15 protein-coding genes are annotated in these 16,754 nt (G+C 36.3%); 5 read left to right on the forward strand and 10 right to left on the reverse strand.

Translation table 11 applies throughout. From position 1 onward, the window contains the following. Window position 1 precedes the first annotated feature (1 nt). The 9 genes from rsmA to J0L69_03700 form a co-directional block, all read right to left on the reverse strand. A complete protein-coding gene (rsmA, locus tag J0L69_03660; GenBank protein ID MBN8692265.1) occupies window positions 2–790 on the reverse strand; it encodes a 16S rRNA (adenine(1518)-N(6)/adenine(1519)-N(6))-dimethyltransferase RsmA in 789 nt (262 codons plus the stop codon). Window positions 791–829: 39 nt separating this feature from the next. Next, entirely contained in the window at window positions 830–1,132 is a 303-nt protein-coding gene (locus tag J0L69_03665; GenBank protein MBN8692266.1) for a DUF4286 family protein, read from the reverse strand. Window positions 1,133–1,151: 19 nt separating this feature from the next. Then, the gene (gene ygiD / locus J0L69_03670; protein MBN8692267.1) at window positions 1,152–2,027 is read right to left on the reverse strand and encodes a 4,5-DOPA dioxygenase extradiol; all 876 of its coding nucleotides are present in this window, start codon (window positions 2,025–2,027) and stop codon (window positions 1,152–1,154) included. Then, window positions 2,020–3,855, reverse strand: a complete 1,836-nt coding sequence (locus tag J0L69_03675; GenBank protein MBN8692268.1) for a tetratricopeptide repeat protein — start codon at window positions 3,853–3,855, stop codon at window positions 2,020–2,022. The genes ygiD and J0L69_03675 overlap by 8 nt, the downstream gene beginning before the upstream one ends. Window positions 3,856–3,930: 75 nt before the next feature. Next, on the reverse strand, window positions 3,931–4,341 hold the full coding sequence (locus J0L69_03680) for an ATP-binding protein (GenBank protein ID MBN8692269.1): 411 nt from the start codon (window positions 4,339–4,341) through the stop codon (window positions 3,931–3,933). Then, on the reverse strand, window positions 4,338–7,973 hold the full coding sequence (locus J0L69_03685) for a hypothetical protein (GenBank protein MBN8692270.1): 3,636 nt from the start codon (window positions 7,971–7,973) through the stop codon (window positions 4,338–4,340). The genes J0L69_03680 and J0L69_03685 overlap by 4 nt, the downstream gene beginning before the upstream one ends. Before the next feature lie 214 nt (window positions 7,974–8,187). Then, entirely contained in the window at window positions 8,188–9,747 is a 1,560-nt protein-coding gene (locus J0L69_03690; GenBank protein ID MBN8692271.1) for an Rne/Rng family ribonuclease, read from the reverse strand. A gap of 209 nt (window positions 9,748–9,956) precedes the next feature. Beyond that, complete coding sequence (locus J0L69_03695; protein ID MBN8692272.1) at window positions 9,957–10,781, reverse strand: tetratricopeptide repeat protein; 825 nt, start codon at window positions 10,779–10,781, stop codon at window positions 9,957–9,959. Window positions 10,782–10,785: 4 nt separating this feature from the next. Continuing rightward, window positions 10,786–11,100 carry an integration host factor subunit beta gene (locus tag J0L69_03700; protein ID MBN8692273.1) on the reverse strand — a complete coding sequence of 105 codons (315 nt, stop codon included), beginning with the start codon at window positions 11,098–11,100 and terminating at the stop codon, window positions 10,786–10,788. 116 nt (window positions 11,101–11,216) lie between these two features. Here J0L69_03700 and mutY point away from each other — a divergent pair, with 116 nt between their 5' ends. The 5 genes from mutY to J0L69_03725 all read left to right on the forward strand — a co-directional run bounded on the left by mutY (window position 11,217) and on the right by J0L69_03725 (window position 15,740). Next, window positions 11,217–12,272 (forward strand): A/G-specific adenine glycosylase, encoded by a 1,056-nt coding sequence (mutY, locus tag J0L69_03705; GenBank protein ID MBN8692274.1) that lies wholly within the window; start codon window positions 11,217–11,219, stop codon window positions 12,270–12,272. 38 nt (window positions 12,273–12,310) lie between these two features. Then, a complete protein-coding gene (locus J0L69_03710; GenBank protein MBN8692275.1) occupies window positions 12,311–12,868 on the forward strand; it encodes a YceI family protein in 558 nt (185 codons plus the stop codon). 86 nt (window positions 12,869–12,954) lie between these two features. Next, complete coding sequence (locus J0L69_03715) at window positions 12,955–13,896, forward strand: hypothetical protein (GenBank protein MBN8692276.1); 942 nt, start codon at window positions 12,955–12,957, stop codon at window positions 13,894–13,896. Between the two features lie 25 nt (window positions 13,897–13,921). Beyond that, the gene (locus tag J0L69_03720; GenBank protein ID MBN8692277.1) at window positions 13,922–14,644 is read left to right on the forward strand and encodes a DUF4271 domain-containing protein; all 723 of its coding nucleotides are present in this window, start codon (window positions 13,922–13,924) and stop codon (window positions 14,642–14,644) included. Between the two features lie 325 nt (window positions 14,645–14,969). Continuing rightward, the gene (locus J0L69_03725) at window positions 14,970–15,740 is read left to right on the forward strand and encodes a uroporphyrinogen-III synthase (GenBank protein ID MBN8692278.1); all 771 of its coding nucleotides are present in this window, start codon (window positions 14,970–14,972) and stop codon (window positions 15,738–15,740) included. On the opposite strand, the gene J0L69_03730 is transcribed toward J0L69_03725, so the two are convergent. Further along, window positions 15,737–16,630 carry an SPASM domain-containing protein gene (locus tag J0L69_03730; GenBank protein MBN8692279.1) on the reverse strand — a complete coding sequence of 298 codons (894 nt, stop codon included), beginning with the start codon at window positions 16,628–16,630 and terminating at the stop codon, window positions 15,737–15,739. The two genes, J0L69_03725 and J0L69_03730, sit on opposite strands and share 4 nt — an antisense overlap. Window positions 16,631–16,754: the final 124 nt, after the last annotated feature.

Below are 16,754 nucleotides of genomic sequence, written 5' to 3' on the forward strand. Positions count from 1 at the left end.
ATTATTTTTGAGACTTACCCTCAACAAATAAGGTCAATTCAATAAATTGTTCAACGCTTAATTGCTCAGGGCGTTTTTGAAACAAATCATTCAATTGTTCATCAGGAATTGTAATCACTGCTCTTATCGAATTGCGAATCGTTTTTCTTCTTTGATTAAAGGTGGCTTTTACAATTTTAATGAATAATTCCTCGCCGCAGGGTAACTCTTTTCTTGCATTACGTTTTAAACGAATGACGGCCGATTTTACTTTTGGGGGCGGACTAAATACATTTTCATGTACGGTAAATAAATATTCAATGTCGTAAAAGGCCTGGAGCAGTACACTCAAAATGCCGTAGGTTTTACTCCCGGGTTTTTCGGCGATGCGTTGAGCTACTTCTTTTTGAAACATACCCACTACACAATCAATTTTATTTCTGTTTTCTAAAACACGAAACATGATTTGGGAGGAAATGTTGTATGGGAAATTTCCAATGACATTAAATTTACCCGAAACTATTTTAGATACATCGTATTCTAAAAAGTCGGCGTAATGGATGTTGTTGGCCGCCGCAGGATAATGTTCTTTTAAATAAGCGATGGATTCTTCATCAATGTCTAAAGCGAAAAACTTTTCTTTAAGCTCAGCAATTAAATATTTTGTAAGTACACCGGTACCGGGACCAATTTCAACTACAGAAATGCCGTTGTTGCATTCCAATAGAGCATCCACAATTTTTTTGGCGATGTTTTCGTCGCACAGGAAGTGCTGACCTAAATGTTTTTTCGCTCTTACGGGTTGTGTCATAATGTGTCCCGCAAATTACGCGGATTTTCGCGGATTATTTTAATCGATTATTTCCAATAATGTTCTAAACGCTGCAAATTTATCAGCATATCTTTTTTTTACATCGGCTTGTAATCCGGGTGCGAAATCTTTTTGATAGCGCTCAATATCATCCATTTTTTCAAACGTATACTGAAAGGAGTAGGTGTGTCCAACATCATCCACATTCAATACTTTCACAATTTTATTTTCAGTAAAACATCCTGTGTTCATCACATCCGGAATGTGCGTTTCTTTCATGTATTTTAGCCATTCGTCATGTACGTCTGAATCTATGTTAACCGTTACGTTATAAATAAACATGGTTCTTTATTTTATTAAATTATTTAATCACAAAACTACGCATACTTAAACTTCCCATTTCAAGGCTCTCGTAAATATACTCAACATGCTCTCCTTTATTTTTTAATCCGAGAGTATAAATCATTGGTAAATAATGATCATTGGTTGGAATGGATAATAACGCGCTCTTACCTAATTTTTCGTAATTAATTAAAGACACATCATCTCCTTTATCCAATAAATTCTTCACGGTAGTATCAAACTCACGTGCCCAATCAAAAACATTGTTCGGATTCTGAAAGTCGACCATTCCTAAATTGTGTACGATGTTTCCACTTCCGATAATGAGTACGCCTTTGTCGCGTAAATAATTTAATTGTTTGGCTAATTCATAATGGTAGGAAGCCGGTTTACTATAATCTATACTCAACTGAAAAGTTGGAATATCCGCTGCGGGATAAATGTGTTTTAAAATCGTCCACGCGCCGTGATCTAATCCCATTTCTTTATCCTCGGTAACTTTGGTGTAATTTATTTTTTGCGCTACTTCTTTTGCAAGATCAGGCGAACCTTTAGGCTCGTATTTTACTTGAAACAACTCATCGGGAAAACCGCCAAAGTCATAAATTGTTTTGGGAGAAGGATTCGTTGAAACATAAGTGCCTCGGGTTAACCAATGCGCCGATACCACAAGTATAGCTTTTGGTTTTGGAACACCCGCTTTAATTGAATTTAGTTTTTTGGTGAATGCATTATCATACAATGCGTTCATCGGATTACCGTGTCCGATAAAAAAAACAGGCATACGCGCGGTATTCTCCATTTTTTTTAATTCATCAAGTATTGGTTGAGCGTTGCTCACAATCGGACTCGCCATAAGTAATGAAATTGATTTTAAAAAGTCTTTCCTATCCATTGTCTAAATTGTCTCCACGTAATTGACGGTAACGTTTTCGTGCTTCCACAACATAAATGCTTCCGGGATATTTAGTGAGTACATTCTGATATTCCGTTTTCGCTTTTTCTACGTCAATCATTTTTTTCTCGTATAACTCGGCTAACTTAAATTGCGCATCATCACCATATAATTCAGTCGAATAATATTCTATAATGTCTTTATACATTTTTTCCGCCTCCGGATATTTTCCCAGCTTATCATAAATAGCAGCCTTCTTAAATAAAATATCATCTCCTAAAGTATGTGTCGGGAAAATTTTATTGATACTATCCAATTGCACAATCGCTTCATCATATTTGTGCTGAACAATCAATAAATCAGCCACAGCAAACCTGGCAAGAGGCGCCGCATTTGTATCTACTCCAATGGCATCCGTAATGATAAGCGATAAATCCAATGCATCGTTGGCAATTAATTTGGTGGTACTTCCTTTTAAAACATCGCATTGTGTTTTAGCCCATGTAAAATCGGCAGCATAAAAACTCAATTTAGCATTTCTGAATTTTGCTTCCTGACCGATAGGCTCAAACTTAAAATCTTTTTCAACCTGAGAGTAGAGAAGGGACGCATCCCAAATCACATTCTTCAATAAATAAATATCGGCTAATTGGATTTTAAATTCAGCACGTGTTTGTGCGTCCATTGCCGGATTTTGTAACAAGCCTTCAATGTGCATAATGGCACTGTCGGGTTTGTTTAAGTAATACGCTTGTAAGTTGGCAAGATTGCTAATTAAAAAATTAGCAAGATGTGAATTTTTGTATTTTTCCGTGGCTTTTAAAAATTTGTTTTCAAGAGCTAATAATTCGGTTGATGAAGGTTGTGCTTTACCCGTTAGGTATTGGTATTCGCAATTGATGATGTCAATGCAAGCCGCATCATAAAAACCGTAAGAAGGGCCTTTATCAATAATGTATTGGAAACATTTCTGCGCTACTTCGTATTTTTCATTACTCAAACAAAGTTTGGCGAGCTCAAACATACGATGTCCGTCTTCCTTCAAACGTTTGTCGAGTGATTTACTTTGTGTAAATGCACCTTCAAAATCTTTTTGTTGTTTTTGAATGAAGATTAAAAATTCGGCGAATACAATTTTATCGGGATGCTGCTGAATGCGTTTTTGAAGTTCTTGTTTAAGAATAGGATTTTTGAAACCTGCACTTTCCTCTTCATAACCTAAGGCGTTTTGTAAATAACCTTGGGCGGTATACAATTCACTTTCTCTAAAATCAATCGCGTCGAGGTATTGATTGATCATCGATTTCAAATCACCTTTACGTTTATAAACTTCAGCTATTTCATAGTAATAAGGATACTCCGGTGTTTGCTTTCTTCCTTTTAGATACGTTTCAATGGCAAGGTCATATAATTTTTCTTCCATGAACTCAACTGCGAGTAATTGAATGAAGCTTTGAATCGGAATAACTTCTTTGATGGCTTTCTGATAATTTTCGTTTTCTTTTTTTGTATCACCTTGCTCGCGGTAAATTTTAGCAATGTTAATGTAGATATTTACGTTTTGCGGATTACGCTTCAACATCTTCTTCGAAATTTTTTCCGCTTCTTTATAATCTTTAACGCCTAATAATCCGGTAAAATAATACGAGTACCATTGATCCGGATTTTTATCGTATAGTTTTTCAAGATACACATTGGCTTTTTCGTATTCCTTTTTATCGAGATATAACATCGCGAATTTATCATCCGCATTTTTTTGTGCATGATAAGTAGAGCTGATGAACAGCGCAATGAATAAAATAAAACTATGTACTAGTGAAATTCGCACAATGAAATATAGGTAAAGTTACCTAATAATGCGGCAGAAATGAGAGTAGAAACTAAAAATATTGTTAAGGATAATTTAGTTCAGGTTAAAGGTCAACTGAACTTCTTTGCCGTTATGATTGAATTCTACCTTATCGGCTAAGTGTTTCATTAAAAACACGCCGCGGCCATTAATTTTATCAATGTTATTTGGGTCGGTAGGATCGGGCAAACTATCGTAATCAAATCCTTGTCCTTCATCGGCTACAGAGAAAACGATTTTTTTATCTTCATTTTCAAAACCAATGTGTACATTTTTTTGAGGATTGCCTTTGTTGCCATGATAAATGGCATTGTTCACCGCTTCAGTCACGGCAATTAAAATGTTACCGTAGTTATCTTCGTTTACATTATATATTTCGCAAACGTCTTCGATTAAACGTTCAACTAGTCTTAAATTTTCGGATGATGATTCTATCTTTAATTTCTGTCCTTTCGCCGGTATCATTTACTCACGCTATTAAAATAATTATTTACCTTTTCTTTATAATAAGGGGTTAAACTTGGCGGAACGGTGTTTAACAACTCCAGTTCCTTTTCTTTCATTCTTTTATACTCTAAAAATTGGCTAGGGTTACTTAAATCCTGATTTTTTGCTTCATTACTTTTCCTTTTTTCGTCCTGCTCGCGTTCCCTTTCAGCCTTTTCGCTTTCCAGTAATCGGGTTAAAATCTCCTGCTGGCGCTTCATGGTTTCGTTCGTAATTTGCTTATTTACAATATCTTTCTCGGTTTGTTCCATCATTTCGGCCAGGTTACCGCCAGGATTTTGACCCTTATTTTTCATCTGATCCATCATTTGCTGCAACTGGCGTCTTAAGGCTTCCTGTTGGGCCGCCATTTTAGCCAATTGTTCCGAAGTTCCGGGCATCATTTGCTGTCCGCCCTGGTTTTGCTGACCTTGCCCTATGCCCATGCCTTGTCCCGGCTTTTGCCCTGGTTTCTGTCCCGGTTTTTCTCCGGGCTTTTGTCCTTTTTCTAATGCTTCTTTTAATTGTTGTAATTGCTGATTGAGTTGCTGCTGCATTTTACTCATGCTTGGCTGTCCGGATTTTGGTTTTTGGCCTGAGCCACTGTTTTTAGGATTCTTGCATTTTCCACCACCCGATGCTTTCATCTGGTTTTTCATTTTCATTTGCTGTTGCATTTGCTCTAAACTTTCGTTCAGCAATAAAGCCAGATTATTAATAGCCGTGAGTCCGCCTTGCATACGCATTCCCGCTTCAGCAGGCATGCGTTCGGCTAAGGACTCAATTGTTTTTTTCATATTGAAATGAATGGAAGAAATTTCACGGTTCACATAGGCTTCAATTTGTGGTGCGCGTTTACTTAGCGCGAGTAAACTATCTTCAATAATTTTCGCGTCGTCTTGTAATTTTTTCTGTTGTTGCGGAATTTTAATGTACTGCGGATTATCGATGCGCGTTTTCGGAAGTGTTTTTACTAATTCTTCTTGTGCAAAAGAGAGGTTCAATAAATTTTCAAGAATTTGGCGGAGAGCAGCGGCATTTTCTTCCTCTTCTTTCTCTTCCATTTCTTGCATCGCGTTTTCCATATCCTGCTTCATCTTCTCCATTTGTTTCTGAGCCTCTTTCTGATTTTTGGAAGCGTTTTTCTTATTGTTCTTGCTCAATTGTTCAGAGCTGTTTTGCATTTCTTCTTCAGCTTGCTTTTGTTCATTTTTGGTATCAGGCATTTGATTAGGTTGCTCGAGTTCAGAATTTTTTTGTTCCAACTCTTTCATGTCTTCCGCTAACTTATCAAACTCTTTTTTGATTTCGTCCTGTTGTTTTTGGAGCTCTTTATTGTCTAGCTTTTTTCCATCTTGTTTCTTCTCATCTTGTGTCTTGCCATCCTGGTTCTTCTGGTCTAATGTCCTGCTGTCTTGGTTCTTTTCATCCTGCTTCTTCTCGTCCTGCATCTTGCCGTCTTGGTTCTTTTCATCCTGCTTCTTCTCGTCTTGAGTCTTGCTGTCTTGACTCTTCTCGTCTTGTTTCTTACTCTCTTCGTTCTTCTTACCCTCAGTATCCTTGTTCAATTGTTCTTCTTTTTTAATCAGTTCATCTAACTTATCAATGGCCTGCTGCATTTTTTGTTCCACCTCAAATTGTTTGAAGGTTTCTAAAGCGCGGTCTAATTCTTTCTCAATGTCTTTGTTGTTTAATTTCATCTCTTCCAGTTTCTGCTGAATCTGGTTTTTGTCGAGCTGATCCATGAGCTTTTGTAACTCATTAAACATCTTCTTCATTTCGGGTGTCATCACATTCTCAAACAATTTTTCCAATTGTTTTTGCTTTTCGAGAAGGGATTCATCCTGCTGAGAAAATTCATTTTGTTGCTGATTGTTTTGCTGGTTCTCCTGCTTAATCTCATCGATTTTCTTTTCGAGATTTTTTTGTTTGTTCAACAATTCTTCCAGTTTCTTTTTGTCTTCCCAACCCAATTGTTTTTTATCATTCATTTTGCGGGTTAGCTCATTAATGTCTTTTTGAAGTTCTTTCGCTTTCTTAATACTTTCGTCGAGGTCTTTTTTAATTTCCTCATTATTCTTTCCGGTAGCTTCATTAATTTCATCAATGGTAGGCGCTTTAAACTGCATCACTTTTGTTTTAGCAGGCTTTGCACCATTTACGCCGTCGTTGTCCCACACTTCAAAATAATATTCAATTTTATCACCGGGTTTTAAATTAAACTGATTGGCATCGAAGTAGTAGAAATAAGGTTGTGAGATTTGTGTTTTGTTGACACCTAAAATGTTTTCTCCGCTTTTTTGTCGCGAATTACCCAATGAGTCACTGGTGTAATGCGTATAACGGAAAACTAATTTCGAAAAGCCGTAATCATCTTTAATGCTGCCGCTGAAATAAATATTTTTAATATTGATGGAATCTGTTTTTTCACTCACATCAATATAAGGCGATTGATCTGCGATAACGTTAATGCCATAGTTAACGGAATCACCTTGTGAGCTGACAAACTGATTTTGTGTTTTGATGAAGTATCCTGTACTACGCAATAAAATTTTGCTGAACGAAAATTTATTCTCTGCACTTTGCGAAGCGTTTAAAGTAGTGTCACCAAATCCAAGAATGAGATTATTGGTGTTTTTAGTATTGAATTCCCAATCGATTTTTGTGCCTTGCGGTACTTGTAAATCCCCGCTGTTCGCGATGTTCTCGTCTTTGCGGTTAAGGTAAGCCGGATATTTTAAGTGCACATTAAACTGCATCAGCACCGGCTTAGGTAAAACTTCCAGTTCATAAGACTTCGAGTTGTAGCCGGCAGCAGTTAAAATAAAAGGCGTACTGCTTTGAACGTTCTTAAAAGTATAATTGAAAGTTACATTATTTTCTTTTTCCAGTTTAAATTCATTGCCATCAATTGAAATGAAAACTTCATTGGGAATTTCATCGCCTGTTAATTTTAATTTCAGGATAAAATCTTGTTGTTGTACAGCTTTCAATTGATTGTTTTCTATGTTAAACTGAAACGGCGCCTCGCTTTCGAAATAGGTTTGGTGATGCATTAAACGCGTGGTACTCTTGGTGAGAATATGCGGCCAGATGAGAGCAATAGCAATGGTAAGAAAGAGTGGAGGTAAAACATATTTCAAATACTTTTTATTTTCTGAGATGTTAATGGCTGAAGTAAAAGGAACGGGTTTTAATTCGTTCACTTTTTGATTGATGCTTGCCATGAGTAATTCATCCGAGCCGCTGAATTTTCTTTCACTTTGCAATTGAAGAACATTAAGCAGTTTATCCTGCACGTTTGTGAAATGCGTACCGATAATTGCCGCGGCTTCTTCGTAGGAAATAATTTTTCCGTAGCGTTTAAGTTTGGAAAGCGGAATAAAAATAAATTTAACGAGAACAAAAATGCTGCTGAATAAAAAAGTATAAAACAAAATGCTGCGAACGGTAGTGCTGAATTCTCCTAAGTATTCTAACAATACAACTAATAAGTAGGCACTAACCAAAAGCGCGGTGGAGTACAGGGCACCTTTAATGAGTTGATTCTTGTAATACTTGCGTATAAACTCATCCAGCTTTTGAATTAATATGTTTTCCTTACCTGTCATGTCGAGCCTAGTCGAGACATCTTTTTAATTTTTGTTTGTCATATCGAGTTTGCCCTCCGAAACATAGTGAAGGAGGGCAAACTCGAGATATCTATTAAGATGCAAGAATCATGCGCTTTACACAAATTTAATCATTCGAAGTGTTAAAAAACAGAGGGGGAGTGTTTTTACAAACATTAACAAAAAACCCCAAATTTTCATCCGGGGTTTTCAATTAAATCACAATTTCGTCGTTGTCTTTATTGAGGAATTTAAATTCCATAAAGCCGTAGCTGGCCATTGGTTGAATTTCCAATTTTACGTTGTATTCGCTTTTCCATTTACGGTATAAGCTTTTCTTAAACCAACTGCCTTTAGTAATATAGGCCTCAATGTAAGGATGTACATTAAGGGTTAATACTTTTTCGTTTTGTTCCTTAGAAATGAAACGGAGTGTATTTTCAATTTGGTCAACAAACAATAAACTCGGTTGAATTTTTCCGGTGCCGCCGCAACTCGGACAAGTTTCCAATACTTCCACATTCACTTCAGGACGTAAACGCTGACGGGTAATCTGAATTAAACCGAATTTACTTGGCGGCAAAATATTGTGTTTTGCGCGGTCGGTTTTCATTTCCTCCTTCAGTTTATCGTAAAGTAATTTACGATTCTCCTGATTGTGCATGTCGATGAAGTCAACCACAATGATTCCGCCCATATCACGCAACTTTAATTGACGTGCTACTTCAACGGCTGCTTCAAGGTTTACTTCGAGTGCATTTTGCTCTTGCGTATTATCACTCTTTGCACGGTTTCCGCTGTTTACATCAAATACGTGTAAAGCTTCGGTATGTTCAATCACTAAATAAGCACCGCTCTTCATGTGAACGGTTTTCCCAAAGAGCGATTTGATTTGCTTTTCAATTCCGAACTGATCAAAAATCGGAACTTTACCGTCGTATAATTTGGCAATGCTTTCCTTTTCCGGAGCAATATTGCGGATGTATACTTTTAAATCTTCAAATAGTTTTTTGTCGTTAACATGAATGTTGTTGAACGAAGCATTTAAAAAATCACGAAGAATGGCATTGGTGCGATCTACTTCACCTAACACACGGTGTGGAGGCTCAGCAGTTTTAAGTGTTTTGTAACATTCGTCCCAACGCGCTACTAAATCATTCAAATCATTTTCCAGTTCGGTTACCGATTTTCCTTCGGCAACAGTACGAACAATAACACCGAAGTTTTTAGGTTTAATGCTTTGCATTAAATCTTTCAGGCGGTGTTTCTCATCCGAATTTTTAATTTTTGAAGAAACTGAAATTTTATCGGCAAACGGAATCAATACAATGTATCGTCCGGCTAAAGAAATTTCAGAAGTAATACGTGGTCCTTTTGCAGAGATGGGTTCTTTAGCAACCTGCACTAAAATTTGTTGTCCGCTTTTTACAATCTCGTTGATTTTCCCGTCTTTTTTAATGTCGGGCTCGTTTTTAAAATACATGAGGTTACTCACGTTTTGTTTACCGGAACGCGTTTGCTCAACATATTTATAAAGCGAAGTGGCTTGCGGGCCAAGGTCGAGATAATGCAAAAAAGCATCTTTCTCATATCCAACATCCACAAAGGCAGCATTAAGGCCGGTCATAACCTTTTTAACCTTGCCAAAGTAGATATCGCCTACCGAAAATTTGGAGTTATTCTTTTCACGATGAAGCTCAACCAAACGCTTATCGTTTAAAAGAGCTATAACAACTTCGTTAGGCGTGGAATTAATAACTAAATCATAATTCACGCTCTAAATTTTTTAATTTATATATAATGGCGAAAGCGGAAAAAAGACTGGCTTTTTTCCGTTCGCATAAAATCTAACTAATACCCTAAGGGGTTATTGATTATTTTTTCTTGTGACGATTTTTTCTCAAACGTTTTTTGCGTTTGTGGGTCGCCATTTTATGTCTTTTTCTTTTCTTTCCGCTTGGCATAAGATCTGTTTTTAAATTATTAATTTTTTAATTGTTGTATATATTTTTCAATTTCTTGTCGGGCTAAAGCATCATCGGTTCTCACCTTATACTTCTCCAACATTTCAATTGTCTTTTGTTTATTACCCATTTGTTCGTAAGCATCTGCCAGGTGCAGATACGCTTCAATATAAAGCGAATCGATGGCTAAAACTTTTTCAAAACGTTTAATGGCTTTGTCCCATTGTTGCGATTTAACCGAGAAAAAAGCGAAGTTTAATTGAAGCGTTACATTATTGCTATCGGTTTTTTCAATTTCACGAAGCATTGTAATTCCTTTCATTGGATCGGAAGAACCTTCTACATAACAGGAAGCCATCATGATTTTAGCTTCTGCATTATTTGGTTCCAGCTTTAAACCGTTTTCGTAGCAACGTATCGCGCTTTGATATAAAGGCATTAATTCATTTTGGTCTTTAATAAAGCGTACCGAATAATAATAGCGGTCGCCGGCTTTAAACCAGGTAATTGAATTTTTAACTGCCTCTGCTTTTTGTTCAAAGTAATACGAAGCAATATCGGGGCGTTTATTTTTGTCCCAAAAGCTAACGATACTATCGAGCCATTTGGTTTTATCGGCCCCATTCGCTTTTTGCAGATAAGAATCGGTTTGTTTTTTTAATTCGGGTGCTAAAACACCTTCAGCGGTTTTCACGAAACTTTCAATGGTTTCGGCAGCAACCGCATGCTGCTCACCGTTATCTGCTGCAACAACAGATGGTTTCTTGTTGGCAAAAAATAAAAGAACGAATAAAACTACAGCTCCTATAATTAATAACAGCTGCGTTTTTTTAATCTGACTCATTTAATTAGTCGTTGTTTTTTGGTTCCGGCTCAGCAACTTTTACATTCTTTTTCACTCTCTCAGAGAAAGTTTTAGCAGGTTTAAATGCCGGAATGTAGTGCGCAGGAATCACAACGGTTGTATTTTTAGAAATGTTACGGCCAATTTTTTCGGCACGTTTTTTCACTACAAATGTTCCGAATCCACGTAGGTAAACATTCTTACCTTCGATCATGGCATTACGGATCGATTTCATGAAAGCTTCTACTGAAGCTTGTACTGCAATTTTTTCAATTCCTGTCTTCTCAGAAATCTCGTTTACGATGTCAGCTTTTGTCATTTTACAAAGTATTTAAAATCAATAATTTGAATTATCAAAAATGGAGGGCAAAGATAGTATTTATATTAAAACCTAAAAATAAATCATCAAATTTTATTTTAATTTGTTGTCGAATTATGGATTTTTTCGCCAAACGGCTCATAAAATGGTACAATTTTAACAAGCGCGAATTGCCTTGGCGGAGCACCTCCGACCCGTATAAAATATGGCTTTCGGAAATTATTCTTCAGCAAACACAAGTAAATCAAGGACTTAGATACTATTTAAAGTTTATCGAGCATTTCCCAACGGTGAAGGATCTGGCAAAAGCACCGGAGGATAAGGTAATGAAGCTATGGCAAGGACTTGGTTACTATTCGCGGGCCCGAAATTTGCATGAAGCAGCCAAAACGATTGTAAAAGAGCATAATGCCGGCTTTCCCCAAAGCTATAATGAGATTCGTGCATTAAAAGGTGTGGGCGATTATACAGCAGCAGCTATTGCAAGTATTGCCTATGGTTTACCGCATGCCGTGGTAGATGGAAATGTATACAGGGTTTTAAGTCGCGTTTTCGGAATAGAAACACCAATTGACTCAACAGCCGGAAAAAAGGAATTCTACGAATTGGCGAATGAACTGTTGCCAAAAAAATCCGCCGCGGATTTCAATCAAGCTATTATGGAGTTCGGGGCATTATATTGCCGCCTTCAAAATCCGGATTGCGCCAATTGTATTTTTAATGACAAATGCGAAGCGTTTCGAACACAAAAAGTAAATCAACTTCCGGTAAAAGCAAAGAAAACGAAAGTAAAGGATCGTTACCTTAATTATATAGTGTTTGTAGATAATGGCAATACTTATATTAATAAACGAGAGGGAAAGGATATCTGGAAAAGCTTGTATGAATTTTATCTCATCGAAAGTGATAAACGAAATAATGAAGCAACATTATTAAAGAGCAAGGAATTAATAAAAATCTGGAAGGGAAAATCACCGCGTATAATTAATGTGAGCAAGGAATACAAACACATTTTATCCCATCAGAATTTACATGCCAGTTTTTATCAAATTGCATTAGAAAATCCTCCTCACCACCTTAAGTTAAAAAAGGTAAAAATTGCACAGCTCCATAAGTATGCATTCCCTCGACTCATAGAAAAGTACCTTAAAGACGAGGATTTGATTAAATAATTTCTATTTTTGGTATAATTATTGTTTTAAACCTATATATGAAAAAATTAGTATTTGTTTTAGCCTTAGGCTTTGTTTTTAATTCTCAAGCACAGAAGTTTGCCGATTTAGGAAAAGAAGAAACTTCTGTTGTTACTTTCTTCTCGAAGTCTCCACTTGAAGACATTGAGGCTACTAATAAAAAAGCTGCGGTTATTTTAGATGCTACAACCGGCGATTTGCAATCCGTGATTACCATCAAGATGTTTAAGTTTAAAAATGCTTTAATGGAAGAGCATTTTAATGAGAACTATATGGAATCAACCAAATTTCCGAACGCTATGTTTAAAGGAAAAGTGAACGAGAAAATTGATTTAACAACAGACGCGCCTCAAAAAGTAACCGCTACCGGTAAATTAACTATTCACGGAGTAACAAAAGATGTAACTCTTGAAGGAACTATTACGAAGAAGGGTGATGCTATTGCGTTAGAAACTAAATTCAAGGTAAAAGTAGCTGATTACGATATTAAGGTGCCTTCTTTATATGTAAAGAACATTGCTGAGGTTGTAGATGTAACTTTAACATCTACCATCAAGCCTTATGTGAAAAAATAAATTTCATTTGTTATTATACAATTAAAGGGACGGAATTTTCCGTCCTTTTTTTGTTTATATTTGACATCATTAATTAAATCATGAGTATGAAAAAATTATTACTGTTTTCGGTTTTTTTAGTTTCAGGAACATTATTTGCGCAAGATGATCTCTTGAGTTTGGTAAATGAAGGCAGCGAGAACAAACACGAAAAAGTATATGCTACTTTTAAAACCTATAAATTAGGAAATGCTCATACTATTGAAACAGTAAAAAAGAAACATTTGGATTTCCGAATTTCTCACCGCTTTGGTAATGTGTACAATTCGGCACTTGAGCCAAATGCTTTAAATGAAGCCGCTCATACTTATTTTGGCTTTGATAATGCGAGCGATATCCGCTGGTCGTTTGACTATGGTGTTACCGATAACTTAACTATTGGTATTGGAAGAAGTCGTTACCGCGAAACTTACGATGGCTCTATAAAATGGAGACCATTAACACAAACTGAAGATTTTCATATTCCTCTATCGATTGCAGTGTTTGCAGATATTGGATATACCTCCATGAAAACCGATCAATTATACGCGGGTATTGTAAAAGATTTTGAAACCGACGAATTGCATCGCGTCAACTATTTCGCGCAAGTAATCATTGCCAGCAAATTAACCGAATGGTTATCACTTGAGTTTTTACCTTCTTATTTGCATAGAAATTACATTAAGCAAAGCATTAATGCTTCCAACAAGGCAGAAGATACTAATGGTTTATTTTCTTTAGGCTTTGGTGCACGTTTAAAATTAACTAAGCGTATGTGTTTAATTGGTGATTATTTCTACAACTTCTCACCTTATTACCAAAACAATACGTCTGCTTATAATCCTTTAGCTTTAGGTTTTGAATTAGAAACAGGCGGACACGTTTTTAGTTTATTCTTTACGAATGCTCCGGCATTAATTGAGAATAGTTTTATTCCGTATACAACCGACACCTGGTCGAAAGGACAAATAAAATTCGGCTTCTGTGTTTCAAGAACCTTCGCGCTTTAATCTTTAAAATTTGGTTTAGTTAGAAATGACAACTTCCTACGAACCAATTTTTAATAACCACCTTTTAAAGCCCATTCATGATGGGGCTATTTTTAATCCTGCCCAACATTTATTCTGGCCATCGTTTGTTTTGTTTTTGGCGGTAGCTGTATTAATTGTTTTAAAGGCAACAATGCCGTCGCGTACTTTGAGGGTCTTGAATGCCGCTTACAGTTTGCAAGTTGCTCGTCAGTTGGAGCGAGAAAATTACGGACCATTTAAACAACTTTCAGTATTATTAAATATTGTATTTGTTGTTGTAACCGCTTTTTTGCTTTATAAGCTGAATCGATTGTTTGGTGGTATACTTGATGATCAATCCTATTTTTTTCAATTCATGTTTTTTGTGCTGCTGGTATTGGTAGTTTATACGGTAAAGTTTTTTATTCTGAACATTATTGGATTTATTACCCAAACTCAAAGCACTATTTACGAGTACATCAACAATACTTTAATTATTAATCAGTCGGTGGGAGTTATACTTTTACCGGTAATGATTATTGCAGAGCTGGCACCCATTAATCCGGTGTGGTTGGTATTTCCATCTTTACTTTTTATCGTTTTAGGTTACATGTTCAGGTTATATCGCGGTTTTTTGTTTTCAGGTATAGAGCAGGGTATGGGGGTTTTTCAATTATTTGTATATCTTTGCACTCTGGAAATTTTACCATTATTGGTATTAATTAAATTTTTAGTAGTAAATTTTTAATTCTATGGCAGCTAAAAAAACAAAGTCAAAACCTACAAGTAAAAAAGGTAGCAAGACTGTAAAAGCAAAAAAAGCTAAAGCTGTAAAAAAACCTGCAAAGAAAACTACTAAACCCAAAAAGGCAGTTGCAAAAAAGAAGCCCGTTAAAGTTGCTAAAGTAAAAAAGCAAGTAAAAAAGGCAGTTGTGAAACCTGCAAAAAAGGTTATCGCAAAAGCAACCAAGCTCGAAAAGCAACCTAAACAAGTTCAAGAAGCACCGGTAAAAAAGGAGAGAAAAAATGCTAAGCAGCCTGCTTATGTTCCGCCTCCATTACCTGTTATTGAAATCAGTAATTTCCCAAAGAATAAAGTAAAGAATGTTTTGGTGTCGCAACCAAAGCCTGCCGATAATGATAAAAATCCGTATTTGGATTTAGGCCGTAAGTATTCTTTAAATATAAATTTCCGTCAGTTTATTCGTGTAGAGGGATTAAGTGCGATGGATTTCAGAGCACAAAGGATAGATATTTTAGCGCATGGTGCAGTTATCTTAACCAGTCGTTTAGCGGTTGATCATTTTTTCAGAGTGTGTAATGAAATGCGTATTACTGTTCCTGAAACAATGAAGTATTTCTGCATCAATGAGCAAACGGCTTATTATTTACAGAAGTATATTCAATACCGTAAGCGTAAAATATTTTTCGGGCACGGAACTTTATTAGACCTGGTAGATGTAATTCGTAAAAACAAGGAAGAAAAGTTTTTATTACCTTGTTCGGATGTTCATAAAGAACAAATTGCAGATTTCCTCGACGAAATTAAAATCTCTTACACCAAAGGAATTTTCTATCGTACCGTTTCAGCGGATTTATCCGATATAAAAAATCTTGGTGAATACGATGTGTTGGTGTTTTTCACGCCTGCAGGAATCCGTTCATTAAAACAAAACTTCCCTAATTTCAAACAAGCAGGTACACGCATCGCAGCCTTTGGTCATGCTACTGCTCAAATGGTAAAACAATTAGGATATCGTTTAGATATTTTCGCTCCGAACCCTCAAAACCCAAGTATGAGTATGGCTTTGGATGCTTACATTAAGGAAGCGAATAAGCGTTAAGCCCACACTTTAGTTCCCTCTGTACAATTGGTGCAGATATCAATTTCTTTTCTAGATTTTAAAATTGATTTCCGGAAAGTATTATACTTTTCCGAGTACCAAATTTCTTTAAATGAATTTTGTTTTAAATCTCCTAATTGGTGCTTGGCATCTTTATCAAAACAACATGGCACAACCAATCCATCCCAGGTTATAACACAACTGCTCCACATGCGCCAGCATTGATTCAACAGTTTATTTTTTATTTGCCATTTGCCGGAAGCATTTTGTGCATAGCGCGAGTACTTATCGATAGTTGGAATTAAATCATTTCCATTCTCGAATTCGTAAACCTGCGCGGTTTTTAAGGCTACTTCATCTACACCTAATTCTTCAGTCAATTTATATACATCATCAATTTGATGTTGATTGGGTTTAACAACTAAAAATTGAAAAACCACATAGGGCGTTTTGCTTTTTAATTCATTCCGCCATTTTAAAATGTTTTTTGTTCCGGCAATTACTTTTTCTAATTGTCCGCCTACTCTGTATTGCTCATACGTGTCTTGTGTAGTGCCGTCAATCGAGATAATTATTTTATCCAAACCGCTTTCAATGGTTTTTTTCGCGTTTTCATCTGTGAGATAGTGTGCGTTGGTGCTCGTAACTGTGAAAATTTTTTTCCGATTCGCGATTTTCACCATTTCTAAAAATTCAGGATTTAAATATGGCTCACCTTGAAAGTAAAACATGATGTTGATGAGTGTTTTACGTTGCTCTTCAATTATTTTCTCAAATCGTTGTAATTGAAGCATTCCGGTTGGGCGTGTGAACTGTCGCAATCCGCTTGGGCATTCCGGACAACGCAAATTACAACTCGTGGTAGGTTCAATGGAGATACTCAGAGGCATTGCGTTGGCGAACGGTTTTCGGAAGAGTCGCGACAAATGGTATGAAAATAAAGCCTTTACAGCATTATTTAGCTTTAAAAAACTAAGTTTTGGAAGTATTAAAGTGAGCTGTTTCAAGACCTTA

It is taken from the genome of Bacteroidota bacterium, assembly GCA_017303905.1.
Classification (GTDB): Bacteria; Bacteroidota; Bacteroidia; order B-17B0; family Aurantibacillaceae; genus JAHEYG01.